Origin of the sequence: Burkholderia vietnamiensis LMG 10929 (genome assembly GCF_000959445.1) — a bacterium.
GTDB lineage: Bacteria > Pseudomonadota > Gammaproteobacteria > Burkholderiales > Burkholderiaceae > Burkholderia > Burkholderia vietnamiensis.
On record NZ_CP009631.1, the window covers coordinates 2,109,927 to 2,136,487 of the forward strand.

Below are 26,561 nucleotides of genomic sequence, written 5' to 3' on the forward strand. Positions count from 1 at the left end.
TTCCGGCAGCACGCCGCGTCGAACCGTTCCCGCCATTTCGCCGCAACCGCGCTTCGACAAATCGTTGTACCCACAACCACCGAGCGTTATGCTCGTCTTCTTCCAGCAGACGGATTCCCCTCATGAACGATACGAATTCAGGGATTGTGCGCGCAGCGGTGGTCGGTGTCGGCGCGATCGGCGGCTTGCTCGCGATGGCGTTGTCGAAAGCCGGCATGACCGTGAGCGCCTATGCGCGCGGCGCGACGCTCGATGCGTTGAACGCGCACGGCGTGCGCGTGATCGACGAAACCGGCGTCGTGTCGTCCGTCCCGGTGCGGGCGAGCGACGATGCGGCCGTGCTGGGCGTGCAGGACTACGTGGTGATCGCGCTGAAGGCGCAGGCGTTGCCGGCGTTGGCGGCGCGCATCGCGCCGCTGGTCGGGCCCGATACGGTGATCGTCGCGGCGATGAACGGGCTGCCGTGGTGGTTCACGCACGGTCTCGCCGGGCCGGTCGACGGCGTGCCGCTCGACGCGATCGACCCGGCCGGCGCTGTTTCGGCCGTGCTGCCGCCCGCGCAGGCGATCGGCTGCGTCGTGCACCTGTCGTCGAGCACCGACGCGCCCGGTGTCGTGCGTCGCGGCCGCGGTAACCGCCTGCTCGTCGGCGCGCCGGACCGGCGCCTCGACGCAGCGGCGGCGCGCTTGGCCACCGCGCTCGCCGCGGGCGGCTTCGACGTCGAGTCGACCCCGGCGATCCGTACCGAAATCTGGGCGAAGCTGTGGGGCAACATGAACATGAATCCGCTCAGCGCGCTGACGGGCTCGACGGCCGAGCAGTTGCTCGACGATCCATACACCCAGACGCTCGCGCTGCGGATGATGGAGGAGGCGGCCGCGATCGGCGCGACACTCGGCCTCGATACGGGGATGAGCGCGCCCGAGCGGATTGCCGTCACGCGCAAGCTCGGCGCCTTCAAGACGTCGATGCTGCAGGATTTCGAGGCCGGGCGATCGCTGGAGATCGGGCCGATCCTCGGTGTGTTCCCGGAGCTGGGGCGCAGGCTCGGCGTGCCGACGCCTTATTGCGACGCGGTACTCGGCTTGCTGCGCCAGCGTGCGGCGAACAGCGGGCTATAGCGGGCGAGGGCGCCGCGAACGAACGGGCGCCGAAGCGTGTCGATGCGGTTCGGGAAATCGATCAGTGCTTCGGGGTTTTCGAAGAGCCAAGCCGGCTATGCAACTCGGCGACAAGCGGATTCACTCGAACCGCCGGGAAGGCAGTTGATCGCAATCCGAAGTCAGCCCGCCGCAGGCCGACTACACGCGCGTGAAAATCGATCGCGTGAGTACCCGCCCGTTTCAGTCGTCGCGCTCGGCCGCATGCGTGGCGACCTTGTCGAGCAAGCGCTCGAACGTCTGGCGCTCGCTGTCCGACAGGCACACGAGCAAGCCTTCGTTCCACTTGCGCACGATCGGCATGATCTTCCGATACAGCGCGCGGCCGTCGACGGTCAGCGCGATCAGCACGATCCGCCCGTCTTCGTCGCTTGCGCTGCGTTCGAGCAGCCCCTTGCGCAGCAGCGCCTCCGCCGCGCGGCTCGCCTGACTCTTGTCGAGGTTGGTGTGCCGCGCGAGCTCCATGATCGAAAACGGCCCGAACGCGCCGACTGCGGCGATCACGCGCGCTTCGGGCAGCGAAATGTCGAGCTTGTGCCGATACACGTCGGCGATGCCGCGATCGGATCGCTTCGTGAGTGCATGGAGGCGATAGGTCAGAAACTGATCGAGCCCGGCTTGGCGGCGGCCTTTCATGTCGAATCCTGAAGAAAATGGGCGGGCCCGATTGTTCCTGTATCGCGCGCCCGGGTCAACGGTCAGTGTGCGCCGTACTTCAGCCGTGTCAACTGTTCGGCTTCGTTGGCGAGCAGATTCGCCGCGTCGCGGATCGCCACGTCGAGCGTGATCGGCCCCGGCGCCGGCGAAAAGCACCCGCTGAAATGCTCGGACAGCCGCGTCAGCGCGGCCGGATCGATCGCGCCCGACAGCAGCGACGCCGGCACGCCCGCGGCCCGCGCGTGGCGGCACGCGATGAACGGCGCCTTGCCGTGCAGCGTCTGCGCGTCGGAGCGGCCTTCGCCGGTGATCAGCCAGTCGGCGCCGGCGAGTGCCGCATCGAGGCCGATCTGGCGCGCGACGACTTCCGCGCCGGCTTCGAACCGCGCGCCGAGCATGTGCAGCGCGAAACCGAGGCCACCGGCCGCGCCGGCGCCGGCCGCGTCGCGGCAGCGTCGGTCGAGCGCGTGCTCGAGCAGGTCGGCAAAGTGGCCGAGCGCCGCGTCGAGCGTCGCGACCTGCGCGGGCGCCACACCCTTTTGCGGGCCGAACACGGCGGTCGCGCCGTGCGCGCCCGTCAGCGGATTGTCGACATCGGACATCCCGATGAATTCGGCTTCCTTCAACCGCGGATCGAGCGCCGACGCATCGATCCGCGCGATATCGGCGAGCCGCGCCGGCACCGGATCGACCGGCTGACCGCCCGCATCGAAGCATTGCAGGCCGAGCCCCGCGAGCAGGCCGGCGCCCGCGTCGTTGGTGCTGCTGCCGCCGAGCGCCACGAAGAACCGGCGCACGCCTTCATCGAGCAGCGTGCGGATCGCTTCGCCCATCCCGCGCGTGCTGCGCGCATCGACCGGCACGCTCATGCCGATCGCGTCCGTGATGCCGACGATCTCCGCCGTCTCGACGATCGCCGTGCGTTCGTCGATCACGCCGACCGACGCGTCGCGCGCCGCGAGCGATGCGCCGGCCACCCGCACCGTGCGCCGCGTGCCGCCGCCGGCCAGCATCGCGTCGAGCGTGCCTTCGCCGCCGTCGGCCATCGGGCAGCAGCGCACGACCGCATCGGGGCGGGCGCGGCGGATGCCGGTGGCGATCGCGTCCGCGACCTGCTCGGCAGAAAGCGAGCCTTTGAACGAATCGGGCGCGATGACGACGACAGGCGCGGACGGGTGTTGCGGCATGGTGTCTCCGGAAGGCGTGATTAGTATGAAGAATGGGGCCGCGAGCGCGGCGCACCTTCAATCGGAGATTACAGGATGGCGGGCCGGCGGTGGATACACGCGCCGGCATAGCGGCGATCCGCGCGCATTGCGCTGAAAGGGCGCGGGCACCACGGCGGGTATTCACGTACCTGGTGGGGTTCTGGCGGTATGAGGAAAATTGTTTGCTAGAATAGTCGATTCTTCCGGCCAAAGCCGTGCTCCGAGCCGCTTGCGCTAGCCATCCGGCGCGTGCAGGGATGGCGTGGCGCTCCGGCGCGGCGTGGGTTTGTGGCTCACGTATGGGTTCACATATGTGGCTCACTTCGCGTGACGCACCTCATGCTGCAGGCAGGCACGGCAAGGAAAACCCGATTCGCTCGAATAATTTTAGGACGATTGAAGCCATGGCTAACGTTGTTGAGAACCTCGGCAAGCTTGAACGCCGTGTGACGATTTCCCTGCCGAAGGACACCGTGCAGAAGGAAATCGACGCCCGTATCCAGAAACTCGCAAAGAACGTGCGCATGCCGGGTTTCCGCCCGGGCAAGGTGCCGCTGAAGATGGTTGCGCAGCAGTACGCGGGTCAGGTCGAGGCGGAAGTGCTGAGCGACAAGATCGGCCAGGAATTCTTCACGATCAGCCGCGCGGAAAACCTGCGCGTCGCAGGCCAGCCGAGCTTCGAGCCGAAGCAGGAGCAGGCTGAGGACGCATACGCGTTCGACGCGACGTTCGAGGTGTACCCGGAAGTGAAGATCGGCGATCTGGCGACGGCTGAAGTCGAGCGCTCGACGACGTCGATCGGCGACGCCGAGATCGACCGCACGCTGGACATCCTGCGCAAGCAGCGCGTGCACTACCACGCACGCGGCGAAGCCGGCGAGCACGGCGACGGCGGCGCGGACACCGCAGCGAAGAACGGCGACCGCGTGACGGTCGACTTCGTCGGCAAGATCGACGACGTCGCGTTCCAGGGCGGCACGGCCGAAGACTTCCTGTTCGTGCTCGGCGAAGGCCGCATGCTGCCGGAATTCGAAACCGCGGCGCTCGGCCTGAAGGTCGGCGAAGCGCGCACGTTCGATCTGAAGTTCCCGGACGACTACCACGGCAAGGACGTGGCGGGCAAGACGGCGCAATTCACGGTCACGATGAAGAAGATCGAATGGCCGCACATGCCGGAAATCGACGCCGAATTCGCGAAGTCGCTCGGCATCGAAGACGGCGACCTGACGAAGATGCGCGCCGAGATCAAGGAAAACCTCGAGCGCGAAGCCAAGCGTCGCACGCAGTCGATCGTCAAGAACCAGGTGATGGACGCGCTGCTGAAGATTTCCGAACTCGACGTGCCGAAGGCGCTGATCGAGCAGGATCAGCAACGCCTCGTCGAAATGGCGCGTCAGGATCTCGCCCAGCGCGGCGTGCCGAACGCGAAGGACGCACCGATCCCGGCCGAGATGTTCGCCGAGCAGGCCGAGCGTCGCGTCAAGCTGGGCCTCGTGCTGGCCGAGCTGGTGAAGGCCAACGGCCTCGAAGCGAAGCCGGAACAGATCCGCGCCGAAGTCGACGAGTTCGCGAAGAGCTACGAAGACCCGAAGGAAGTGGTCCGCTGGTATTATTCCAACCAGCAGCGCCTCGCCGAGATGGAAGCGTTCGTCGTTGAAAGCAACGTCGTCGAGTTCGTACTGGGCAAGGCAAAGGTGACGGACAAGGAAGTGAGCTTCGAGGCACTCGCGAGCGCATCGGCGCAAGCGTAAGTGTCGCTCTAGCGGCGTGCCGGCTGTCGGAGCGACGGCCCGCACGCCGTTTTTACGTCAAGCGCACGGTTGCCATTAATATGGCAATTGAGCGGGCGGCTTCCCTCCGTTCAATTTTCCAATCGAACAAGGTTCATTGAATGATCACTCGCGCTGAATTGCTGGACATGCTTGCTTCGAATGCGCCGCAGGGTTTCGAGGCGCAAGCGCTGGGGCTGGTGCCGATCGTCGTCGAAACGAGCGGCCGCGGCGAGCGTTCGTACGATATCTATTCGCGTCTCCTGAAGGAGCGCCTGGTGTTCATGGTCGGCGAAGTCAACGACCAGACGGCGAACCTCGTGGTCGCGCAACTGCTGTTCCTGGAGAGCGAGAATCCCGACAAGGACATCAGCCTCTACATCAACAGCCCGGGCGGCTCGGTGTCGGCCGGCATGGCGATCTACGACACGATGCAGTTCATCAAGCCAGACGTGTCGACGCTCTGCATGGGCCTCGCGGCCAGCATGGGCGCGTTCCTGCTCGCGTCGGGCGCGAAGGGCAAGCGCTTTGCGCTGCCGAACTCGCGCGTGATGATCCACCAGCCGCTCGGCGGCGCGCGCGGCCAGGCGTCGGATATCGAAATTCAGGCACGCGAAATCCTGTACCTGAAGGAACGGTTGAACAACCTGCTCGCGCAGCACACGGGCCAGGACGTCGAGCGCATCGCGCGCGACACCGACCGTGACAACTTCATGTCGAGCGACGACGCGAAGGCGTACGGGCTGATCGACCAGGTGCTGTTGAAGCGCCCGTGAGCTGAAGTGGGGTGCCGCCCCGATTCGCGGCGCCCCCGCACTGTCCGGCGCCCCTGAGCATCTGCGGCAAGCGCATCCGGCCGGCTCCGGTCGCGCCCTAGGCGCGGCGTTCGGAGCAATCGGCGTATCATGTCATTTACCTGTCCGGAGGCTCTACATTCATGGCGGACAAAAAAGGTTCGAACAGCGAGAAGCTGTTGTATTGCTCGTTTTGCGGCAAGAGCCAGCATGAGGTGAAGAAACTCATCGCGGGCCCGTCGGTGTTCATCTGCGATGAGTGCATCGACCTCTGCAACGAGATCATTCGCGACGAGGCCGCTGCGGCCGGCGTCGAGGCCAGCCTGTCCCGGTCGGATCTGCCGAGCCCGCAGGAAATTCGCGACATCCTCGATCAGTACGTGATCGGCCAGGAGCGCGCGAAGAAGATCCTCGCGGTGGCTGTCTACAACCACTACAAACGGCTGAAGCATCTCGACAAGAAGGACGACGTCGAGCTGTCGAAGAGCAACATCCTGCTGATCGGCCCGACGGGCTCCGGCAAGACGCTGCTCGCGCAGACGCTCGCGCGGTTGCTGAACGTGCCGTTCGTGATCGCCGACGCGACGACGCTGACCGAAGCCGGCTACGTCGGCGAGGACGTCGAGAACATCATCCAGAAGCTGTTGCAGAACTGCAACTACGAGGTCGACAAGGCCCAGCGCGGGATCGTCTACATCGACGAAATCGACAAGATCAGCCGCAAGTCGGACAACCCGTCGATCACGCGCGACGTGTCGGGCGAGGGCGTTCAGCAGGCGCTGCTGAAGCTGGTCGAAGGCACGATGGCGTCGGTACCGCCGCAGGGCGGCCGCAAGCATCCGAACCAGGATTTCATCCAGGTCGACACGACCAACATCCTGTTCATCTGCGGCGGCGCGTTCGACGGTCTCGAAAAGGTGATCACCGACCGTACCGAAAAGACGGGCATCGGCTTCGGCGCGTCGGTCAAGAGCAAGCAGGAACGCGACGCCGGCGAAGTGCTGCGCGAGACCGAACCGGAAGACCTGATCAAATTCGGTCTGATCCCCGAATTGATCGGCCGTCTGCCGGTGGTGGCGACGCTCGGCAAGCTCGACGAAGCCGCGCTGATGAAGATCCTCGTCGAGCCGAAGAACGCGCTCGTCAAGCAGTATCACAAGCTGTTCGCGATGGAGCGCGTCGAGCTGGAAATCCGGCCGGCCGCGTTGCAGGCAGTCGCCCGCAAGGCGATCCGCCGCAAGACCGGCGCGCGCGGTTTGCGTTCGATCATCGAACAGGCGTTGCTGGACGTGATGTACGAGCTGCCCACGATGAAAGGGGTCAGCAAGGTCATCATCGACGAGAACGTCATCGATGGCGACGGCAAGCCTTTGTTGATCTATGAGGACACGCCGAAGGTGGCGGGTTCGAACTGACCGGCTTGCCGACGATGTTCTGCGAAAAAGGCCGTTCATGAGACCGTGGGCGGCTTTTTTTCGTTTATCTTGTGGGTAACTCTGACTCGATACGCGGTGGTTACTTTCTTACCGAATATTTCCCGCACTTGAAGGCTTGCAATTCGTTGTGGCGGCCTCAATTACCGAACAATTGATTCCACTCATGGGGAAATGAAATGTCAGGCACCCAACTTCTTCCGCCGGAACGCATCACGCTCCCGCTGCTGCCGCTGCGGGATGTCGTCGTTTTCCCGCACATGGTGATTCCGCTCTTCGTGGGCCGGCCGAAATCGATCAAGGCCCTCGAAGCAGCGATGGAAGGCGGCAAGCACATCATGCTCGTCGCGCAGAAAACCGCGGCCAAGGACGAGCCGACCGAGAAGGACATGTATGAGGTCGGCTGTATCGCCAACATTCTGCAGATGCTGAAGCTGCCGGACGGCACCGTGAAGGTGCTCGTCGAGGGGCTGCAGCGCGCGAAGGCGTTGTCCATCGAAGAGCAGGAGACGCAGTTCTCCTGCGAAGTGATGCCGCTCGAGCCCGATCATGCCGACAGCGCGGAAACGGAAGCGTTGCGCCGCGCGATCGTGTCGCAGTTCGACCAGTACGTGAAGCTGAACAAGAAGATCCCGCCGGAGATCCTCACGTCGCTGTCGGGCATCGACGAAGCAGGCCGTCTCGCTGACATGATCGCCGAGCGTCTGCCGCTCAAGCTCGACCAGAAGCAGCACATCCTCGAGATGTTCCCGGTCATCGAGCGTCTCGAGCACCTGCTCGCGCAGCTCGAGGCGGAGATCGACATTCTCCAGGTCGAAAAGCGCATCCGTGGGCGCGTGAAGCGTCAGATGGAAAAGAGCCAGCGCGAGTACTACCTGAACGAGCAGGTCAAGGCGATCCAGAAGGAACTGGGCGAAGGCGAAGAGGGTGCGGATCTCGAGGAACTCGAGAAGCGCATCAACGCCGCGCGCATGCCGAAGGAAGCCAAGAAGAAGGCCGACGCCGAGCTCAAGAAGCTGAAGCTGATGTCGCCGATGTCCGCGGAAGCGACCGTCGTGCGCAACTACATCGACACGCTGATCGGCCTGCCGTGGCGCAAGAAGAGCAAGGTCAACAACGACCTGTCGAACGCCGAGCAGGTGCTCGACGAGGATCACTTCGGCCTCGAAAAGGTGAAGGAACGCATTCTCGAGTACCTCGCGGTGCAACAGCGCGTGGACAAGGTGAAGGCGCCGATCCTGTGCCTCGTCGGGCCTCCGGGCGTCGGCAAGACGTCGCTCGGCCAGTCGATCGCGCGTGCGACGAACCGCAAGTTCGTCCGGATGGCGCTCGGCGGCGTGCGTGACGAAGCCGAGATCCGCGGTCACCGCCGCACCTACATCGGGTCGATGCCGGGCAAGATCCTGCAGAGCCTGGCGAAGGTCGGCGTGCGCAATCCGCTCTTCCTGCTCGACGAAGTCGACAAGATGGGGATGGATTTCCGCGGCGATCCGTCGTCGGCGCTGCTCGAAGTGCTCGATCCGGAACAGAACCACACGTTCGCCGACCACTACATCGAAGTCGACTTCGATCTGTCGGACGTGATGTTCGTCGCGACGTCGAACTCGCTGAACATCCCGCCGCCGCTGCTCGACCGGATGGAAGTGATTCGTCTGTCGGGCTACACGGAAGACGAGAAGGTCAGCATCGCGCAGCGTTACCTGCTGCCGAAGCAGAAGAAGAACAACGGTCTGAAGGACGGCGAGATCGAGGTCACCGAGCAGGCGATCCGCGACATCATCCGTTACTACACGCGCGAAGCCGGTGTGCGTTCGCTCGAGCGGGAAGTGTCGAAGATCTGCCGCAAGGTCGTGAAGATGCTGCTGCTGAAGAAGGCGTCGGGCGCGATCAAGGTCGATGGCGAGAATCTCGATACGTTCCTCGGCGTGCGCAAGTACGACTTCGGCCTCGCGGCGAAGGAAAACCAGGTCGGTCAGGTGACGGGCCTCGCGTGGACGGAAGTCGGCGGCGATCTGCTGACGATCGAAGCCGCGGTGATGCCGGGCAAGGGCAACGTGATCCGCACCGGTTCGCTCGGCGACGTGATGAAGGAGTCGGTCGAGGCAGCGCGTTCGGTCGTGCGCTCGCGTTCGCGTCGTCTCGGCATCAAGGACGAAGCGTTCGAGAAGCAGGACATTCACATCCACGTGCCGGAAGGCGCGACGCCGAAGGACGGTCCGTCTGCCGGCGGTGCGATGACGACCGCGCTGGTGTCGGTGCTGACGGGTATTCCCGTGCGTGCCGACGTCGCGATGACGGGCGAGATCACGCTGCGTGGCGAGGTGCTGCCGATCGGCGGGCTGAAGGAGAAGCTGCTGGCTGCGCATCGCGGCGGCATCAAGCTCGTGCTGATTCCGGAAGAGAACGTGAAGGATCTCGCGGACATTCCGGACAACGTGAAGAACGCGATCGAAATCGTGCCGGTCCGCTGGATCGACAAGGTGCTCGAACTCGCGCTCGAACGTGCGCCGACTCCGCTGCCGCCGGAAGAAGAGGCGAAGGCTGCGGCACCGGTCGGCGAGGCGGCGAAGGATGCCGGCTCGACGGAAGTCGTCAAGCACTGAGAACCTGAACGCCGTCGCTGACGGCGATCGACGAAAACCCGCGGCGAGTCCGCGGGTTTTTTTATCTGCGTCGGTATCGCGCGTCGCGCGCCCCGTTGAAAAATTTCGCGCGCGGGCTTGGCAAAGTGATCTGGAATGAATTAAACTCGCAGGCTCGCTGGTTGTTGATGCCGAAACGCAGATCGCAACTAGAACGAATCGGAAACGGGTGCTTAGCTCAGCTGGTAGAGCGGCGCCCTTACAAGGCGTAGGTCGGGGGTTCGAACCCCTCAGCACCCACCAGTTTCACGATTCAGCCAGACCAAGGAGCGGTAGTTCAGTCGGTTAGAATACCGGCCTGTCACGCCGGGGGTCGCGGGTTCGAGTCCCGTCCGCTCCGCCAGAAAATGAAAAAGCCCGCCTCGTGCGGGCTTTTTCATTTGCAACGCCGTCCGCACGCCTGCGATTTTTCCCGTCCCACCCCGTATGTTGTAATATCGGTCGTTTTGTCCAATTTTCCCGTCACGCATGCTCGATTTCTTCCGTAATCACCAGCGCCTGATGATGGCGCTCCTGCTCCTCATCGTGTTGCCGGGGCTGGGTTTCGTCGGGATCCAAGGTTTCCGCGGCTTCTTCGACGACAGCGCGAACGTCGCAGCGGTCAACGGACACAAGATCACGCGGGTCGAATTCGACGGCGCGTTCCGCCAGCAGATCGACCAGGCGCGCCAGGCGCTCGGCGGGCAGTTCGACATCAAGATGTTCGATACGCCGGAGCATCGCAAGCAGGTGCTCGACGGCCTGATCCAGCAGCGCGTGCTCGCCGACGAAACGCAGCGCCTGCATCTGACCGCGTCCGACAACGCGGTGCGCGACGCACTGATGAGCGACCCGATGATCGCGTCGCTGAAGAAGCCCGACGGTACGATCGACGTCCAGCGCTACGCGCAGCTGCTGTCGTTCCAGGGCATGACGCCCGAGCAGTATCAGGAACGTGTGCGCTACAGCCTCGCGCTCCAACAGATTCCCGCGAGCATCGTGTCGAGCGCGTTCACGCCGAAGGGCCCGGCCCAACGCCTGTCGGAACTCGCCGCGCAGCAACGTGAAGTGCAGGCGCTCGTGCTGAAGTCGAGCGACTTCGCGGCGAAGGTGCAGCCGACCGACGCGCAGCTCACCGCCTACTACGACGCGCACAAGCAGAGCTTCGCGACGCCGGAAACCGCGACGATCCAGTATCTGGTCTATTCGCCGGCCGCGGCCGCCGCGAGCGCGCAGCCGACCGACGCCGACATCAAGAAGTTCTACGACGACAACCCGACGCACTTCCGCTCGGAAGCGCAGGTGCGCATCAGCCACATCTTCATCGCCGCGGCGAGCAACGCAAGCGCAGCCGACAAGGCTGCCGCGAAGGCGAAGGCCGAGCAGCTGCTGGCCGACGTGAAGGCGCATCCCGACCAGTTCGCGCAAATCGCGCAGAAGAGCTCGCAGGACGCGCCGTCGGCGGCGAAGGGCGGCGATCTCGGCTTCATCACGCGCGGCTCGACGGCGGGCGGCAAGGCGTTCGACGATGCCGCGTTCGCGCTGAAGCAGGGCGAGGTGAGCGGTGTCGTGGAGTCGGACCTCGGCTTCCACATCCTGAAGGCGACCGAAGTGAAGCCGTCGGTGGTCAAGCCGTTCGCGGACGTGAAGGATCAGATCGCAGTCGACCTGAAGCAGCAGTACGCAGCGAAGGCCTTCACGGACAACGCGGAAGGCTTCACGTCGACCGTCTACGAAAAGGCGAAGTCGCTGCAACCGGCCGCCGACAAGTACAAGCTGACGATCCAGACGGCCACCGTCACGCCGACGCCGAATCCGCAATTGCCGCCGACGAGCCCGCTGAACAATCCGAAGTTCCTCGCGGCCGTGTTCGCGAGCGATTCGGTGAAGAGCCGCAACAACACGCAGGCGGTCGACGTGGGCAACAACACGCTGATCTCGGCGCACGTGGTCGACTACAAGCCGGCCGCCGTGCCGGCGCTCGACGCGATCAAGGACGTGGTGCGTCAGAAGGTGGTCGCCGAGCAGGCGGCCGAGCTCGCGAGGAAGGACGGCGCGGCGAAGCTCGCCGAGCTGCAGAAGTCGAAGTCCACCGACGGCTTCACGCCCGCGCAGAAGGTGTCGCGCACGCAATCGCAGGGGCTGACGCCGGCCGCGCTGAGCGCCGTCTACAAGGTCGATTCGAAGACGCTGCCGGCGTACGTCGGCGTCGATCTCGGTGCCGAAGGCTACGCGATCTATCGCGTGAACGCGGTGATTCCGGGCACGGCCGTCGATCCGCAGCAGCTCGCGGCCGCGCAGCAGCAGATGGCGCAGGTCGAAGCGCAAAGCGAAGGCGAGGCGTATCTCGCCGCGCTGCGCGATCGCTCGAAGGTCAAGCTGTACGGCACCACGCAGAGCCCGTCGCAGGACAGCGGCAACTAACTGAGCCGACGGCGGCGGCGCGTCGAAGCGCCGCTCGGCCGCCGGCAAGCGAAACGCCTCGCTCGCCGGTCAGGCTCACAATGACAAGAAGCCCCGCATTGAACTGACCCCACGAAGTTGGACAGTTGAAGGCTAGGCGCCCGAGGACTGAGTTCTGTATTGCACGGGACTCAGTCCTTTCAGTTTGAGCTTGATGCGTTCGTGGTTGTAGTAATGGATGTAGCACTCCAGCGTCTGGCGTAGTTGCTCCACGCAAGTGAAGCGCTGCTTCTTGAAGCACTCGGACTTGAGCGTGCCGAAGAAGCTTTCCATCGCGGCGTTGTCCAGGCAATTGCCCTTGCGGGACATGCTCTGCGTCAACTCGCGCTGCGCGAGCTTCCGGCGGAACTCCGGCATCCGGTAGTGCCAGCCTTGATCCGAATGCAGCAACGGCTTGTCCTTGCGCGGGAGTTTAGCCAGCGCCTTCTTCAGCATGCTGTTGACCAACTCGAAGCTCGGCCGTCTGTCCATCTGGTAAGCAACGATCTCGCCGTTGTACAGGTCCATCACCGGCGACAGATACAGCTTCTGGCCGTTGACCTTGAACTCGGTCACATCCGTTACCCACTTCTGATTGGCGCCAGTGGCCTCGAACTGGCGTTGCAGCAGGTTCGGTGCGGCCTTGCCGATCTCGCCTTGCCACGCTCGGTATTTCTTCGGACGCACCCAGGACTTCAGTTGCAGTTGCTGCATGAGCCGTTGCACCGTCTTATGGTTGACGAGATGGCCAGCCTGCCGAATCGCAGCCGTGACGCGTCGATAACCATAGCGGCCCTTGTGGCGTTCAAACACCGTTCGGATCTGCGCTTTCAGATCGGCGTGACGATCGTCGGCATCCAGCGTCCTGAGTTGGTAATAGAACGTACTGCGTGCCAAGCCGGCCGCCTTCAGAAGTGCTGCCACCGGATGGTGCTGCCTGAGCTCACGCACTATTTGCGTTTTTTCTTTTGCGCTGCCTGCTTCTTCGCTTGCAGCAGCGCATCGAGCTTTTTTAGGTACGCCACCTCCGCGCGCAGATACTCGTTTTCCTTGAGCAATTCCTCGCGCGAGCGTTCGTCCGGCGAACCGGCTTCAGTGGGTTTGGGCGGAAGTGAAGTGGCCATCTTTCGGGGGCGCCCTCGTCGGCGAGGGGACAGTGCATCGAAACCGCCTTCATGATACAGGCGCTCCCAGGTTGACACGTGCCCGACGCTTCGAATGTCAAACACCGCTGCCGTTTGGCCATACGACAGCCCATCACGCTGCATGCGCTGTAGCACCGATAACTTGAACCGGGCGTCGTACTGACCGACTTTCCTTCTCAGTCCAGCTACGCCGTGCTCCCGGTAGCTCGCCACCCAGCGCCGGATGACCGTACGCCCAACCCCGTAACGGGCTGCGAGCGTGCGGGTGCTCGCCTCTCCTTCCAGATACTCCCGAACTACCTGCAGTCGAAACCGCTCGTCATACTTCGCCATGGAAAACACCCCAAAGGTTGGATCGGTGTCCGACTTTTGGGGTGCAGTTCACATCCGCGGGGCTTCTTGCATTTGGGCGATCGTGGTCGCGACCGCGCCAGCGACCGCGCCGCTCAACCGCGCGGCTTGCCGAGCAGCGGCTTCAGCGTCGGCCACACGTTGTCGAGCAGAACCCGCTGCGCCTGTTCGCCGGGATGCATCTGATCCGACTGGAACATCTCCGGCTTGTTCTCGATGCCGGCCAGCAGGAACGGCACGAGCGGCACGCCGAGTTGCTTCGACAGGCGCGTATAGACCGCGTGGAATTTCTGCGTGTAGTCGGGCCCGTAATTCGGCGGCACGTACATGCCGACCAGCACGACCTGCGCATGTGCGCGTCGCGCAGCGGCGATGATGTCGCGCAGATTCTGTTCGGTCGTCGCGACCGGCACGCCGCGCAGCGCATCGTTCGAACCGAGCTCGACGATGACGATCGACGGCTTGAGCCGTTGCAGCACGGCGGGCAATCGCGCGCGTCCGCCGCTCGTGGTGTCGCCGCTGACGCTTGCGTTCGCAACGCTATAATCGATTCGCTCGGTCGCGAGCCGTTGCCGCAGCAACGCCACCCAGCCGGTGTCGCGCGGCAGCCCGTACTCGGCCGACAGGCTGTCGCCGAGCACGACGAGCGTGGGCCGGCCCTCAGGTGCGGCCGGCGCGGCGCTCGCCGCGCGCGCGGGCACGGTCGCTGCGCATAATGTAGCCAGCAGCGCGGCGAGCGCCGCGCGCCTTTTCCAGCGGAATGTCGTGTCCATGTTCAAGATTACCGATCCGATCATCGAAGTCCGAGACGTGTGCAAGCGGGTCGCCGACGCAAGCGGCGAGCTGACGATACTCGATGGCATCACGCTGACCGTGCGGCCCGGCAGCAGTCTCGCGATCGTGGGTGCCTCGGGGTCGGGCAAGTCGACGCTGCTCGGCCTGCTCGCCGGGTTGGACAGCGCGACGAGCGGGACGGTTCGCCTGCTCGGCCGCGCGCTCGAGCAACTCGACGAGGACGAGCGCGCCGCGCTGCGCAGCGGCGCAGTCGGGTTCGTGTTCCAGTCGTTCCAGCTGATGCCGCATCTGACGGCGCTCGAAAACGTGATGTTGCCGCTCGAACTGCAGGGCGGCATCAGCGCGCGCGACGCAGCCGCTCGTGCGCGCGCGCTGCTCGTGCAGGTCGGCCTCGGCGAGCGCACCGCGCATTATCCGAAGCTGCTGTCCGGCGGCGAGCAGCAGCGCGTCGCGCTCGCGCGCGCGTTCGTCACGCAGCCGGCGATCCTGTTCGCCGACGAGCCGACCGGCAGCCTCGACGCGGCCACCGGCCACGCGGTCATCGACTTGATGTTCGAGCTGAACCGCACGCACGGCGCGACGCTCGTGCTCGTCACGCACGACGCCGAGCTCGCCCGGCGCTGTACCACGACGGTGACGATCGAAGCCGGACGCATCGTCGTGCCCCATACTGCCCAAAGCGGCGCCTGAACGCGCGCCGGCCGCACCGAGGCGCTGAGCCCCGGTGCGGCCGGTACGCGCGCAGGCGATGACGTCAGCGCTTGAGCGCGGCGCGTGCGCGTTCGATCAGCGCGGTCGTCGACGAGTCGTGCTTCGCGGGATCGACCGAGTCGGCCGACAAATCGGCTTCGACCACCTTGCCGAGGATCTTGCCGAGCTCGACGCCCCATTGATCGAACGGATTGATATCCCACACCGTCGCCTGTACGAGCACCTTGTGCTCGTACAGCGCGATCAGCGCGCCGAGCGTGCGCGGCGTCAGCGCGTCGACCAGCAGCGTCGTCGTCGGCCGGTTGCCGGGGAACGTCAGATGCGGCGCGAGCGCTTCCTCGCCGGGGCCGGCGATCTTGCGCGCTTCGTCGAGCGTGCGGCCGAGCATCAGCGCTTCGCTCTGCGCGAAGCAGTTCGCGAGCAGCTTCGGATGATGGCTCGCGAGCGGATGCTCGGGCGTCAGCACCGCGATGAAGTCGATCGGCACGATCGTCGGGCCCTGATGCAGCATCTGGAAGAACGCGTGCTGGCCGTTGGTGCCCGGCTCGCCCCACGTGACGGCCGACGTCGGGTAGTCGACGAAGGTGCCGTCCAGGCGCGCCGACTTGCCGTTGCTCTCCATCTCGAGCTGCTGCAGATACGACGGCAGGTAGTGCAGCGCTTCCGAATACGGCGCGACGAGATAGCTCTGCGAGCCGAAGAAATTGCGATACCAGATGCCGATCATGCCCAGCAGCACCGGCAGGTTGCGCTCGAGCGGCGCTTCGCGGAAATGGCGGTCCATGTCGTTCGCGCCGGCGAGCAGTTCGTCGAACTGCTCGGGCCCGACCGCGATCATGATCGACAGGCCGACCGCCGACCACAGCGAATAGCGGCCGCCGACCCAGTCCCACATTTCGAACACGTTGTCCGCCGCGATGCCGAACCTGACGACTTCGGACGGGTTCGCCGACACGCCGACGAAGTGCTTCGCGAGCGCATCCTCGGGGCAGCCGCGCGCGATGAACCAGTCGCGCAGCGAGCGTGCGTTCGTCATCGTCTCGAGCGTCGTGAAGGTTTTCGACACGATGATCGCGAGCGTTTCTTCCGGATCGACCTGCTCGAGCACGCGCGCGAGATCGGCGCCGTCGACGTTCGACACGAAGTGGGTCGAGATGTCCGGCGTCGCGACGTGATGCAGCGCGTGCGTGACCATCTTCGGCCCGAGATCCGAGCCGCCGATGCCGATATTGATCACGTGGCGGATGCGCTTGCCGGTATGGCCCGTCCACGCGCCGCTGCGCACGGCGCGCGCGAAGCTCGCCATCTTCGCGCGTTCGGCGCTGACCTGCGCGTGGAACGGGGCGTTCGGATCGGTCGCGCGCAGCGCCGTATGCAATGCGGCGCGGCCTTCCGTCGGGTTGACGACGTCGCCGGCGAACATCGCGTCGCGGCGCGCTTCGACGCGTGTGTCGCGCGCCAGTTGCACGAGCAGGCGCAGCGTGTCGTCGTTGATGCGGTTCTTCGAGAAATCGGCGGCGAGGCCGCCGCCGGCGATCGTGAAGCGTTCGGCGCGGGTCGGCGCGCGATCGTTTTCGGGTGCGAACCAGTCGCGCAGCCGCGCATGGCGGATCTCGGCGAAGTGGGATTGGAGGGCAGTCCAGGCGGGGAGCGAATTCAGCGTCATGGCGGTTCGAGTGAAGCGTGAATCGGGAGGAATGCCGCGCCGGCGCATCGCGATCGCGAGGCCGGCGGACGAGCGGGCCCGCCGTGCGGCGGGGCACCCAGTATAGCGGCGTTATATGTCCGCGCGCGGCGACGGGTAAAAAAGGCGATTGATCAGCGTGCGCACCATCGGCGCGAGCTCGCCGGCGGTGAGGCCGGCCGGGCCCGTGCCGCTCGCGGTCAGCGTGTCGGCCGCGAGACCGTGCAGGTAGACGCCGGCCAGCGCCGCTTCGTACGGCGCGACACGTTGCGCGAGCAGCGCGCCGATCAGGCCGCCGAGCACGTCGCCGGTGCCGCCCGTCGCGAGCGCCGCGTTGCCGGTGGGGTTGATCGTCAGGCGTCCGTCGGGTGCGGCGATCACCGTGCCCGAACCCTTCAGGACGACGATGCTTGCATAGCGGGCGGCGAGCGCCTGCGCCGCGGCCAGCCGGTCGTGCTGCACCGACGCGGTGTCGCTGCCGAGCAGCCGTGCGGCCTCGAGCGGATGCGGCGTCAGCACGCACGCGCCGTCGCGCGCGGCGACGGCGGCCGCGAGATCGGCGTGCGTCGCGACGAGGTTCAGCGCATCGGCGTCGAGCAGCGTCGCGGCGCCGTGCGCGAGCACGCGGCGCACGAGCGCGGCCGCCGCGTCGCGGGTGCCGAGACCGCATCCGGCGGCGATCGCGGACATCGCATCGAGATCGACGCCGTCCGCCGGATGCAGCATCAGCTCGGGAAACGGCGGGTCGTACGGCGGCGCGCCGGTGCCGAGAAAGCCCACGTGCACCTTGCCGGCGCCGGCGAACAGCGCCGCGCGCGCGGCGAGGATCGGCGCGCCGCACATGCCCGTGTCGCCGCCGATCACCGCGAGGCTGCCGAACGTGCCCTTGTGCGACGCGAACGCGCGCGCGGGCAGGGCGGCGGCGAAGCGCGCGGGCGCGTTCAGCACGACGGCCGGCGCAGCCGGCGGCGCGACGTCGAGCGACGCGATCTCGATGGCGCCGGCGAGGTCGCGGCCGTCGCCCGTGTAAAGGCCCGGCTTCGCGCCGATGAAGGTGAGCGTATGTGTGGCGACGACCGCGGCGCCGGCGCCGACGATGCGCCCGGTGTCGCTGTCGAGCCCGCTCGGCACGTCGAGCGCGAGCACCCGGCCGCCGCTGCGCGCGTGCGCGGCGATGCGCTCGGCCTGGGCGGCGAACGGGCCGTCGAGCGCGCGCGCCAGGCCGATCCCGAACAATCCGTCGACTACCCATGCGTAATCGTCGAGCGAAGCGGGCGGCTCGGTCGACAGCGGCACGCCGGCCGCGCGCGCCAGCCCGAGCGCCCATTGTGCGTCGTCCGGCTTCACGGTCACGGGCATCCAGGCGTGGGTCGCGACGCCGAGCTGCTGCAGCTGCGCGGCGGCCACCAGCGCGTCGCCGCCGTTGTTGCCGGGGCCGACCGCGAACCACACCGGGCGTTCATCGTCGGTCATTCGTTCGGACAGCCAGCGGGCGGCGGCCGCGCCGGCGCGCGCCATCAGCGTATGCGGCGGCAGCGCGGCCGTCGCGGCGGCTTCGGCGGCGCGCAGATCGGCGACGCGCAGCAGGGCGATCGGAGCGGCGGCGAGGGGCGGGTGGGCAGTGGTGGTCATCGCGGGGTCGTGGTGCGGAACAAGGAGCCGCCCCGGACGTCGGCCCGCGGCGGTCAGGTCGTGAAGCGTGCGGCGCCGAGCGCCGTGAGCGTGTCGGCGGGCCATTGCTGCGCGGCGCCGCCCAGATAGTCGGTCACCACTTTAGCAGAGCCGCACGCGAGCGCCCAACCGGCCGGGCCGTGCCCGAAGTTGACGAATACGCGCGGATGCGCGGTCGGACCGACGACCGGCAGGCCGTCCGGCGACAGCAGCTGGGTGCCTTGCCACGACAGCGCGGCCGAGATACGCGCGGCGCCCGGCACCCAGTCGTGAACGGCCTGGCCGAGCAGGGCGAGCGCGGCTTCCGACAGCGGCTCCGGCAGCGGTTTCGCGGTGTCGGCGCTGCTTTGCAGCACGGCGCCGCCGCCCACGCGCAGCCGCTGCTGCGTGCGCGTGATCGAGATCCGCTTGATCGCGTCGACGACGCACAGGTGCGGCGCATGTTCTTCGTATGCGACCGGCGCGGTCAGCGTATGGACGCGCACCGGATGCAGCGGCAGCCGCCAGCCGAGGCGCGCCAGCAACGGCAGGCTGCCGGCGCCGGCGGCGACCACGACTGCGTCGGCCGAAATCACGTCGACCTCGCGCGCGTTGGCCGCATGCCGGCCGTCGGCCGGCGCGAGCTCGACCGCGGCACGCCCGGCGTCGGCGCGGATCGCGGCAACTTCCGCGCCGAAGCGGAACTGCACGCCGTGCTCGTCGAGCGCCTGCTTGACCAGTTTCGCGAACAGCGGGCAATTCCCGGTGCGCTCGGTCTCGAACAGCACGCCGCCCGCGAAGCTCGGCTCGGCCGGCACCGACGGCTCGAGCGCCGCGCAGGCGTCGGCGTCGAGCACGCGGTATGGCTGGTCGAGCGTGCGCAGCAGGTCGAGCGCGGGCTGCAGCGCGTCCCAGTCGCGCGCGTCGCGCACGACGTGCAGCACGCCCGATTTCTGTTCGTATTCGAGCTGCAGGCGCGCCTCGATGTCGGCGACGGTGTCGCGCGCCGCGTCGATCAGCGGACGCAGCCGCCCGTACTGCGCGGCGAACGCGTCGGGCTCGCGCAGCGCCGCGAGCTGCTTGACGAAGCGGCGCACGCCGCCGTTGAAGCCGGGCTTGTACAGGATGCCGGTGTCGCGCGGCTGGCGCTGGCGCATGAAGGTCGGGCCGAACCAGACGTCGAGCGGGCTCGGCAGCAGCGTGCCGCCGTCGCCGTAGGTGGCGCCCTGCGCGACGGTCGCGTGACGTTCGACCACACACACGCGATGGCCGGCCGCACGCAGCTGGTAGGCGGTGGCGACGCCGCTGATTCCGCCGCCGATGACGATGACATCCATGGATTGCTTCGATGACGGCGGCACGCGCCGCCCGATGAGAATTCGCTGACGGGCCGCCGGCCCGGGGAACCGGGAATGATAGCGCCAAAATCGCGGCAACCGGCGCGTACGCGCCGTCCAGTTCCGCCAACCGGGCGCGGCCGCGCGTCCAGCGGGCCGGCCGGGCCCGCCCGGCGGCCCGGCAGGCCCGGCCGCGGCCGAAGCGCCGTCGCGGTGGGCTGCCCGTGCCGGTCGGCCGGTCCGGGGGCCGACTTCCGGGTATAATTACGGCCTTCCTTTCGCCACACGTCGCCACCTCGCGCGACTCATCGACGTCAGTCCAGCCCATGGCTCACTTCTCGTGTTTTCCCGGCGCTTCGGCCCTCTCCGATTTCCGTCAAACCCGTCTGCTCGACACGCTCAGGCAGATCGACGCCAACATCGTCGCCGTGCGCGGCCAGTTCCTGCACTTCGTCAATGCGTCCGAGCCGCTGTCGGCCGACGACAGCGCGCGCATCGACGCGCTGATGCACTACGGCGCGCCGTTCGAGCCGGCGGCCGAGAAGGGCACGACGGAGACCTTCGTCGTGCTGCCGCGCTTCGGCACGGTTTCGCCGTGGGCCAGCAAGGCGACCGACATCGCGCAGCACTGCGGCCTCGTGCAGGTGCGCCGCATCGAGCGCGGCGTCGAATTCACGGTGACGCTGAAGTCGGGCCTGCTCGGCGGCAAGAAGGCGCTGTCCGACGACGCGCGTGCGGCCGTCGCCGCGGCGCTGCATGACCGGATGACCGAGAGCGTGGTCGCCGCGCGCGACGACGCGCGGCATCTGTTCGACGAACTGCCGGCCAAGCCGCTCGCGACCGTCGACGTGCTGGGCGCCGGCCGCGCGGCGCTCGAGCGGGCGAACGCCGAGCTGGGCCTCGCGCTCGCCGACGACGAGATCGACTACCTGGTCGACGCGTTCCGCAAGCTCGAGCGCAACCCGACCGACGTCGAGCTGATGATGTTCGCGCAGGCGAACAGCGAGCACTGCCGTCACAAGATCTTCAACGCGCAGTGGACCATCGACGGCGAAGCGCAGGACATGTCGCTGTTCGCGATGATCCGCAACACCGAGAAGCTGAGCCCGCAGGGCACGATCGTCGCGTATTCGGACAACTCGTCGATCATGGTCGGCGCCGAAGCGGAGCGCTGGTTCCCGCGCGGCGCGGGCGCGGCCGGCGAGCCGGGCGAACGGTATGGCCGCCATACCGAGCTCACGCACACGCTGATGAAGGTCGAGACGCACAACCATCCGACGGCGATCTCGCCGTTCCCCGGCGCGGCGACCGGCGCGGGCGGCGAGATCCGCGACGAAGGCGCGACCGGCCGCGGCGCGCGGCCGAAGGCCGGGCTCACCGGCTTCACGGTGTCGAACCTCGATCTGCCCGACGCACGCCAGCCGTGGGAAAACGCCCGCGATGCGGCGCAGCCGGTCGGCGAGCGCAACCCGAACGAGCAGCACGGCCCGTACGGTCGTCCGGACCGGATCGCGTCGCCGCTGCAGATCATGATCGACGGCCCGCTCGGCGGCGCCGCGTTCAACAACGAGTTCGGCCGTCCGAACCTCGGCGGCTACTTCCGCGTGTACGAGCAGAACGTCGGCGGCACGGTGCGCGGCTATCACAAGCCGATCATGATCGCGGGCGGCCTCGGCAACATCGCCGATCAACACACGCACAAGCACGACGTGCCGGCGGGTTCGCTGCTGATCCAGATCGGCGGCCCCGGCATGCGCATCGGCATGGGCGGCGGCGCGGCGAGCTCGATGGCGACCGGCGCGAACACCGCCGAACTCGACTTCGACTCGGTGCAGCGCGGCAACCCGGAAATCGAGCGGCGCGCGCAGGAAGTCATCAACGGCTGCTGGCAGCTCGGCGCGGAAAACCCGATCCTGAGCATTCACGACGTCGGCGCGGGCGGCCTGTCGAACGCGTTCCCCGAGATCGTCGACGGCGCGGGCAAGGGCGCGCGCTTCGAGCTGCGCAAGGTCGCGCTCGAGGAGTCGGGCCTGTCGCCGCGCGAGATCTGGTCGAACGAAGCGCAGGAGCGCTACGTGCTGGCCATCGCGCCGGCCGACCTGCCGCGCTTCGAGGCGATCTGCGCGCGTGAGCGTTGCCCGTTCGCCGTGGTCGGCGTCGCGACCGACGAGCGCCAGCTGCAGCTGGTCGACGCCGAAGCGACGGGTGCCGACGAATATCCGGTCGACATGCCGATGGAAGTGCTGCTCGGCAAGCCGCCGCGCATGCATCGCGACGTCGCGCGCGTCGCGACCGAGCGTGCGCCGGTCGACGTGACGGGCATCTCGCTCGCGCAGGTCGCGCTCGACGTGCTCAAGCATCCGACGGTCGGCAGCAAGTCGTTCCTGATCACGATCGGCGACCGCTCGGTGGGCGGCACGTCGGTGCGCGACCAGATGGTCGGGCCGTGGCAGGTTCCGGTGGCCGACTGCGCGATCACCGCGCTCGACTACGCGGGCTTCAAGGGCGAGGCGATGACGATGGCCGAGCGCACGCCGCTCGCGGTGATCGACGCGCCGGCGTCGGGCCGCATGGCGGTCGGCGAGGCGATCACGAACATCGCGAGCGCGCCGATCGCGTCGCTCGACAAGCTGAAGCTGTCGGCGAACTGGATGGCCGCGTGCGGCACGGCCGGCGAGGATGCCGCGCTGTTCGACACGGTGAAGGCGATCGGCATGGAGCTGTGCCCGGCGCTCGGGATCGGCATCCCGGTCGGCAAGGACTCGCTGTCGATGAAGACGAAGTGGGACGAGCAGGGCGTCGCGAAGGAAGTGGTGTCGCCGGTGTCGCTGATCATCTCCGCGTTCGCGCCGGTCGAGGACGTGCGCCGCCACCTGACGCCGCAACTGCGCCGCGTCGCCGACGCGGGCGACAGCGTGCTGATCGCGATTGATCTGGGCCGCGGCAAGAACCGGATGGGCGCGAGCATCTTCGCGCAGGTCACGCAGCAGGTCGGCGACACGACGCCCGACGTCGACGATCCGGAAGACCTGAAGCGCTTCTTCAACGCGATCCAGTCGCTCAACGCGCAAGGCAAGCTGCTCGCCTACCACGACCGCTCGGACGGCGGCCTGTGGGCGACCGTCTGCGAAATGGCGTTCGCGGGTCACGCCGGCGTGTCGCTGAACGTCGACATGCTGACGCTCGATCCCGACCACGAATCCGACTATGGCGACGCGAAGGACTGGGCGAAGCAGACGAGCGGCCGCCGCGACGACCGCACGCTGCGCGCGCTGTTCTCCGAAGAGCTCGGCGCCGTCGTGCAGGTGCGTGCGAGCGAGCGCGACGCGGTGCTCGGCGCGCTGCGCGAATTCGGCCTGTCGGCATGCTCGCACGTGATCGGCACGGTCAACGATCGCGACGTGATCGAGGTGTACCGCGACGCGAAGAAGATCTTCGACGCACCGCGCGTGGAACTGCATCGCGCGTGGAGCGAAGTGAGCTGGCGCATCGCGCGCCTGCGCGACAACCCCGCGTGCGCCGATGCCGAACACGACGCGCTGCTCGATGCGGCCGACCCGGGCATCTCGCCGGTCCTCACGTTCGATCCGGCCGACGACATCGCCGCGCCGTTCATCGCGACGGGCGCGCGCCCGCGCGTGGCGATCCTGCGCGAGCAGGGCGTGAACTCGCACCTCGAAACCGCGTATGCGTTCGACCGCGCGGGCTTCGATGCGCACGACGTGCACATGAGCGACCTGCTCGCCGGCCGTGCGACGCTCGCCGATTTCGCGGGCGCGGTCGCGTGCGGCGGCTTCTCGTACGGCGACGTGCTGGGCGCCGGCGAAGGCTGGGCCAAGACGATCCGCTTCAACACGCAGCTCGCCGACATGTTCTCGGCGTTCTTCGCGCGCCCCGACACGTTCGCGCTGGGCATCTGCAACGGCTGCCAGATGCTGTCGAGCATCGCGTCGATGATCCCGGGCGCGCAAGCGTGGCCGAAGTTCACGCGCAACAAGTCCGAGAAGTTCGAGGCGCGTTTCTCGTTCGTCGAAGTCGAGAAGTCGCCGTCGATCTTCTTCGCGGGGATGGAAGGCTCGCGCATTCCGGTCGCGGTCGCGCACGGCGAAGGCTATGCCGACTTCTCGCAGCAGGGCGACATCGACCGCGTCGCGGTCGCGATGCGCTACGTCGACCATCGCGGCGAGGCGACCGAGCGCTATCCGTTCAACCCGAACGGGTCGCCGGCCGGCATCACGTCGGTCACGACGGCCGACGGCCGCTTCTCGGTGCTGATGCCGCACATGGAGCGCGTGCACCGCACGGTCACGATGAGCTGGCACCCGGAAGGCTGGGGCGAAGCGAGCCCGTGGCTGCGCGTGTTCCGTAACGCGCGCCGCTGGATCGGCTGATGTTCGATCCACACGCGCCGGTCGACATCGTCACGTTGCGCGACGAACGCGCGCGCGACGTCGATGCGATCGGTCGCGTGATCGCGGCCGCATTTGCCGGCGAGCCGCGGCAAGGCCAGCGCGAGCGGCAGATCGTCGACGCGCTGCGCGCGGCCGGCGCGCTCGGCGTGTCACTGGTCGCCGAGCATGACGACCGCGTGATCGGCCACATCGCGTTTTCGCCGGTTGCGATCGGCGGCGCGTCGCCGGACAGCCGTTGGTATGCGCTCGCGCCGCTCGCGGTGCGGCCCGATTGCAGGCGGCAGAGCGTCGGCGCGGGGCTCGTGCGCACCGGGCTCGATGCGCTGCGCCGGCTCGGGGCACATGGTTGCGTCGTGCTCGGCGATCCCGCGTACTACGCGCGGTTCGGCTTTGCGCCTTGCAGCGATCTGGCGTTGCACGGTGCGCCGGCCGGGCGTTTGCTTGCGCTGGCGCTCGATGCACACGCGCCGCGGCCGTCGGGCGACGTTCGCTATCACGACGCGTTCGACCTCGGCTAGCGCTGGCGCTTGGCTGTCCGCCGTCCCGTCGCACCGAAAGCCGCCTCGAAGCGGCTTTTTGTGCGCCCGCCGCGCGGCCGGCGCACAAAAGAAAAAGGCCGCTCGATCGAGCGGCCTCGTGCGTGGGCGCGGGGCGCCGACGTTACTGGATCTTCGCCTGCTGACGCAGACCTTCCTCGAACGCCTGCAGCTTCTGCTGCACGATCTGCTGTGCGATCTGCGCCTTCACCTGATCGAACGGCGGCGGCGCGACGTCGCGGACGTCGTCGACACGGATGATGTGCCAGCCGAACTGCGTCTTCACCGGCTGATCGGTCATCTGGCCTTTCTGCAGCTTCTGCGCGGCGGCCGCGAATTCCGGCACGTACGCCTTCGGATCGGACCAGTCGAGATCGCCGCCGTTCTTGCCCGAACCCGGATCCTTCGAATACTGCTTCGCCAGATCCTCGAACTTCGCGCCGGCCTTGATCTTCGCGATCAGGTCCTTCGCCTGCTGCTCGTTGTCGACGAGGATGTGGTGCAGGTGGTACTCGCGGTTGCCGCCCGCGCCCTTGACCAGATCGTCGTAGCGCGCCTTCACTTCGGCGTCGGTCGGCTGGTTCTTCTTCAGGAAGTTTTCGATCATCGAGCGCAGCACGACCGTCTGCTGCGCGACGGCGATTTGCGCCTTCACGTCGGGACGGTTCGGGATGCCTTCGCGAATCGCTTCCTGCATCAGGATTTCGCGGTTCACGAGTTCCTGGCGCACGGCTTGCTGAAGTTGCGGGCTATCGGCCTGGCCTTGCTGGACGAGCTGCGCGACCATCGCATCGACGCGCGACTTCGGAATCGGCGTGCCATTGACGACGGCGATGTTCTGGGCGAATGCCGGTGCCGCTGCAAAAGCAGCCGCCGCGACCCACAGGCGGGGGGATTTCAGGATCATCGGGAATTCCTGTTGAGACTAGATTGAAGATTCGTTGAATTCTTCGGGCGTGTAAGCCACGATTGCGAGCGCGTGAATGCCGCGCTGCATCGCATCAGCGAGCGCATCATACACCAGCCGGTGCCGCGCGACGCGCGACTTGCCGGCGAATGCGGCGGACACGATCGTGACCGTGTAATGGCCGCCGGCGGACGCGCCCGCGTGGCCCGCGTGCTGCGCGCTGTCGTCGCGCACCGCGAGCGACAGCGGCGCGAGCGAGGCGCTCAGGCGGGCTTCGATCAGCGCGATGCGTGCGTCGGGCGACGCGTTCAGAAAGGCGTCGGTCATCTCACTCGTCCTTCAGATATTTCGTGAGCCACAGGCTCTGCAGGATGATGAACACGACCATCGCGCCGGTCGTGCCGAACAGCTTGAAGTTCACCCATTGCGATTCGGTGAAGTTGTGCACCACGTACAGGTTCGCGAGGCCGAGCACCGCGAAGAACAGCGCCCATGCGACGTTCAGCTTGTCCCACACGGGGTGCGGCAGCGTGAGCTGCTTGCCCATCATTTTCTCGATCAGGTTGTTGCCGAACGCATAGCGCGCGGCGAGCAGCCCGATCGCAAACAGCCAGTACAGCACAGTCGGTTTCCATTGAATGAATTTCTCGTCATGCAGGACGAGGGTGGCGCCGCCGAACACGACGATCACACCGAGACTGACCCACAGCATCGTGTCGACTTTCCGGTGCCGGAACGCGACCCACGCGACCTGGGCCAGCGTTGCCGCGATCGCGACGGCGGTGGCGGTGAAGATGCCCCAGACCTTGAAGGCGGCGAAAAACAGGATGATCGGAAACAGATCGAACAGGAATTTCATGGCGCTCGCAGCTGCGTGAAAGGCCGCGTCGAGCGGCCTTTCACCGTGGTGGGGACCCGCGGGGCGCTACCGCCGGGAGCGGCGCAGCGG

At 67.0% G+C, this 26,561-nt stretch carries 19 protein-coding genes and 2 tRNA genes; 11 read left to right on the top strand and 10 right to left on the bottom strand.

Going from position 1 to position 26,561, the window contains the following annotated elements; genetic code table 11:
- Nucleotides 1-122: 122 nt before the first annotated feature.
- Nucleotides 123-1,121 (top strand): 2-dehydropantoate 2-reductase, encoded by a 999-nt coding sequence (locus AK36_RS19650; protein ID WP_034195340.1) that lies wholly within the window; start codon nucleotides 123-125, stop codon nucleotides 1,119-1,121.
- Between the two features lie 222 nt (nucleotides 1,122-1,343).
- Here AK36_RS19650 and AK36_RS19655 read toward each other — a convergent pair whose 3' ends face one another.
- Nucleotides 1,344-1,796: a MarR family winged helix-turn-helix transcriptional regulator gene (locus tag AK36_RS19655; protein ID WP_034195341.1), complete on the bottom strand. Its 453-nt coding sequence runs from the start codon at nucleotides 1,794-1,796 to the stop codon at nucleotides 1,344-1,346.
- 62 nt (nucleotides 1,797-1,858) lie between these two features.
- A complete protein-coding gene (locus AK36_RS19660; protein ID WP_045579001.1) occupies nucleotides 1,859-3,004 on the bottom strand; it encodes a glycerate kinase in 1,146 nt (381 codons plus the stop codon).
- A gap of 425 nt (nucleotides 3,005-3,429) precedes the next feature.
- Here AK36_RS19660 and tig point away from each other — a divergent pair, with 425 nt between their 5' ends.
- The 7 genes from tig (at nucleotide 3,430) to AK36_RS19695 (ending at nucleotide 12,066) form a co-directional block, all read left to right on the top strand.
- Nucleotides 3,430-4,776, top strand: a complete 1,347-nt coding sequence (gene tig, locus AK36_RS19665; protein ID WP_045579002.1) for a trigger factor — start codon at nucleotides 3,430-3,432, stop codon at nucleotides 4,774-4,776.
- A gap of 140 nt (nucleotides 4,777-4,916) precedes the next feature.
- On the top strand, nucleotides 4,917-5,570 hold the full coding sequence (gene clpP, locus AK36_RS19670; protein WP_011885077.1) for an ATP-dependent Clp endopeptidase proteolytic subunit ClpP: 654 nt from the start codon (nucleotides 4,917-4,919) through the stop codon (nucleotides 5,568-5,570).
- Between the two features lie 161 nt (nucleotides 5,571-5,731).
- Nucleotides 5,732-7,003 (top strand): ATP-dependent Clp protease ATP-binding subunit ClpX, encoded by a 1,272-nt coding sequence (gene clpX, locus AK36_RS19675; protein ID WP_011885076.1) that lies wholly within the window; start codon nucleotides 5,732-5,734, stop codon nucleotides 7,001-7,003.
- 197 nt (nucleotides 7,004-7,200) lie between these two features.
- Complete coding sequence (gene lon, locus AK36_RS19680; RefSeq protein WP_011885075.1) at nucleotides 7,201-9,624, top strand: endopeptidase La; 2,424 nt, start codon at nucleotides 7,201-7,203, stop codon at nucleotides 9,622-9,624.
- A gap of 206 nt (nucleotides 9,625-9,830) precedes the next feature.
- Nucleotides 9,831-9,906, top strand: a tRNA-Val gene (locus AK36_RS19685).
- 23 nt (nucleotides 9,907-9,929) lie between these two features.
- A tRNA-Asp gene (locus AK36_RS19690) sits at nucleotides 9,930-10,006 on the top strand.
- A 125-nt stretch (nucleotides 10,007-10,131) separates the two neighbouring features.
- Nucleotides 10,132-12,066: a SurA N-terminal domain-containing protein gene (locus tag AK36_RS19695; protein WP_014723168.1), complete on the top strand. Its 1,935-nt coding sequence runs from the start codon at nucleotides 10,132-10,134 to the stop codon at nucleotides 12,064-12,066.
- A 132-nt stretch (nucleotides 12,067-12,198) separates the two neighbouring features.
- Here the strand turns inward: AK36_RS19695 and AK36_RS33105 are convergent.
- Both AK36_RS33105 and AK36_RS19710 read right to left on the bottom strand, forming a co-directional pair.
- Nucleotides 12,199-13,562 (bottom strand): IS3 family transposase gene (locus AK36_RS33105; protein WP_106919331.1). Its coding sequence is split into 2 segments (ribosomal slippage): nucleotides 12,199-13,100 and nucleotides 13,100-13,562, totalling 1,365 coding nucleotides; the frame shifts between segments, so codons are not numbered across the junction.
- Between the two features lie 113 nt (nucleotides 13,563-13,675).
- Nucleotides 13,676-14,353 (bottom strand): arylesterase, encoded by a 678-nt coding sequence (locus tag AK36_RS19710; RefSeq protein ID WP_034195345.1) that lies wholly within the window; start codon nucleotides 14,351-14,353, stop codon nucleotides 13,676-13,678.
- Between AK36_RS19710 and AK36_RS19715 the strand changes: the two genes are divergently transcribed.
- Nucleotides 14,352-15,065 (top strand): ABC transporter ATP-binding protein, encoded by a 714-nt coding sequence (locus AK36_RS19715; RefSeq protein ID WP_045579003.1) that lies wholly within the window; start codon nucleotides 14,352-14,354, stop codon nucleotides 15,063-15,065. The genes AK36_RS19710 and AK36_RS19715 overlap by 2 nt on opposite strands.
- Nucleotides 15,066-15,129: 64 nt before the next feature.
- On the opposite strand, the gene pgi is transcribed toward AK36_RS19715, so the two are convergent.
- The 3 genes from pgi to AK36_RS19730 form a co-directional block, all read right to left on the bottom strand.
- On the bottom strand, nucleotides 15,130-16,752 hold the full coding sequence (gene pgi, locus AK36_RS19720; RefSeq protein ID WP_045579004.1) for a glucose-6-phosphate isomerase: 1,623 nt from the start codon (nucleotides 16,750-16,752) through the stop codon (nucleotides 15,130-15,132).
- 111 nt (nucleotides 16,753-16,863) lie between these two features.
- A complete protein-coding gene (locus tag AK36_RS19725; RefSeq protein WP_045579005.1) occupies nucleotides 16,864-18,402 on the bottom strand; it encodes a bifunctional ADP-dependent NAD(P)H-hydrate dehydratase/NAD(P)H-hydrate epimerase in 1,539 nt (512 codons plus the stop codon).
- A 53-nt stretch (nucleotides 18,403-18,455) separates the two neighbouring features.
- Nucleotides 18,456-19,757: an FAD-dependent oxidoreductase gene (locus AK36_RS19730; protein WP_045579006.1), complete on the bottom strand. Its 1,302-nt coding sequence runs from the start codon at nucleotides 19,755-19,757 to the stop codon at nucleotides 18,456-18,458.
- A gap of 326 nt (nucleotides 19,758-20,083) precedes the next feature.
- Here AK36_RS19730 and purL point away from each other — a divergent pair, with 326 nt between their 5' ends.
- Together purL and AK36_RS19740 are read left to right on the top strand one after the other, a co-directional pair.
- Nucleotides 20,084-24,148 (top strand): phosphoribosylformylglycinamidine synthase, encoded by a 4,065-nt coding sequence (gene purL, locus AK36_RS19735; RefSeq protein WP_045579007.1) that lies wholly within the window; start codon nucleotides 20,084-20,086, stop codon nucleotides 24,146-24,148.
- Entirely contained in the window at nucleotides 24,148-24,687 is a 540-nt protein-coding gene (locus AK36_RS19740) for a GNAT family N-acetyltransferase (protein ID WP_045579008.1), read from the top strand. The genes purL and AK36_RS19740 overlap by 1 nt, the downstream gene beginning before the upstream one ends.
- 142 nt (nucleotides 24,688-24,829) lie before the next feature.
- On the opposite strand, the gene AK36_RS19745 is transcribed toward AK36_RS19740, so the two are convergent.
- Genes AK36_RS19745 through AK36_RS19755 form a run of 3 tightly spaced genes read right to left on the bottom strand, consistent with a single transcriptional unit; the run spans nucleotide 24,830 to nucleotide 26,471 of the window.
- Nucleotides 24,830-25,612 carry a peptidylprolyl isomerase gene (locus AK36_RS19745; RefSeq protein WP_011885066.1) on the bottom strand — a complete coding sequence of 261 codons (783 nt, stop codon included), beginning with the start codon at nucleotides 25,610-25,612 and terminating at the stop codon, nucleotides 24,830-24,832.
- Between the two features lie 18 nt (nucleotides 25,613-25,630).
- Nucleotides 25,631-25,939, bottom strand: coding sequence for a BolA family protein (locus tag AK36_RS19750; protein WP_011885065.1), 309 nt, complete (start codon nucleotides 25,937-25,939; stop codon nucleotides 25,631-25,633).
- Nucleotide 25,940: 1 nt separating this feature from the next.
- On the bottom strand, nucleotides 25,941-26,471 hold the full coding sequence (locus AK36_RS19755; RefSeq protein ID WP_014723160.1) for a septation protein A: 531 nt from the start codon (nucleotides 26,469-26,471) through the stop codon (nucleotides 25,941-25,943).
- Between the last annotated feature and the right edge of the window lie 90 nt (nucleotides 26,472-26,561).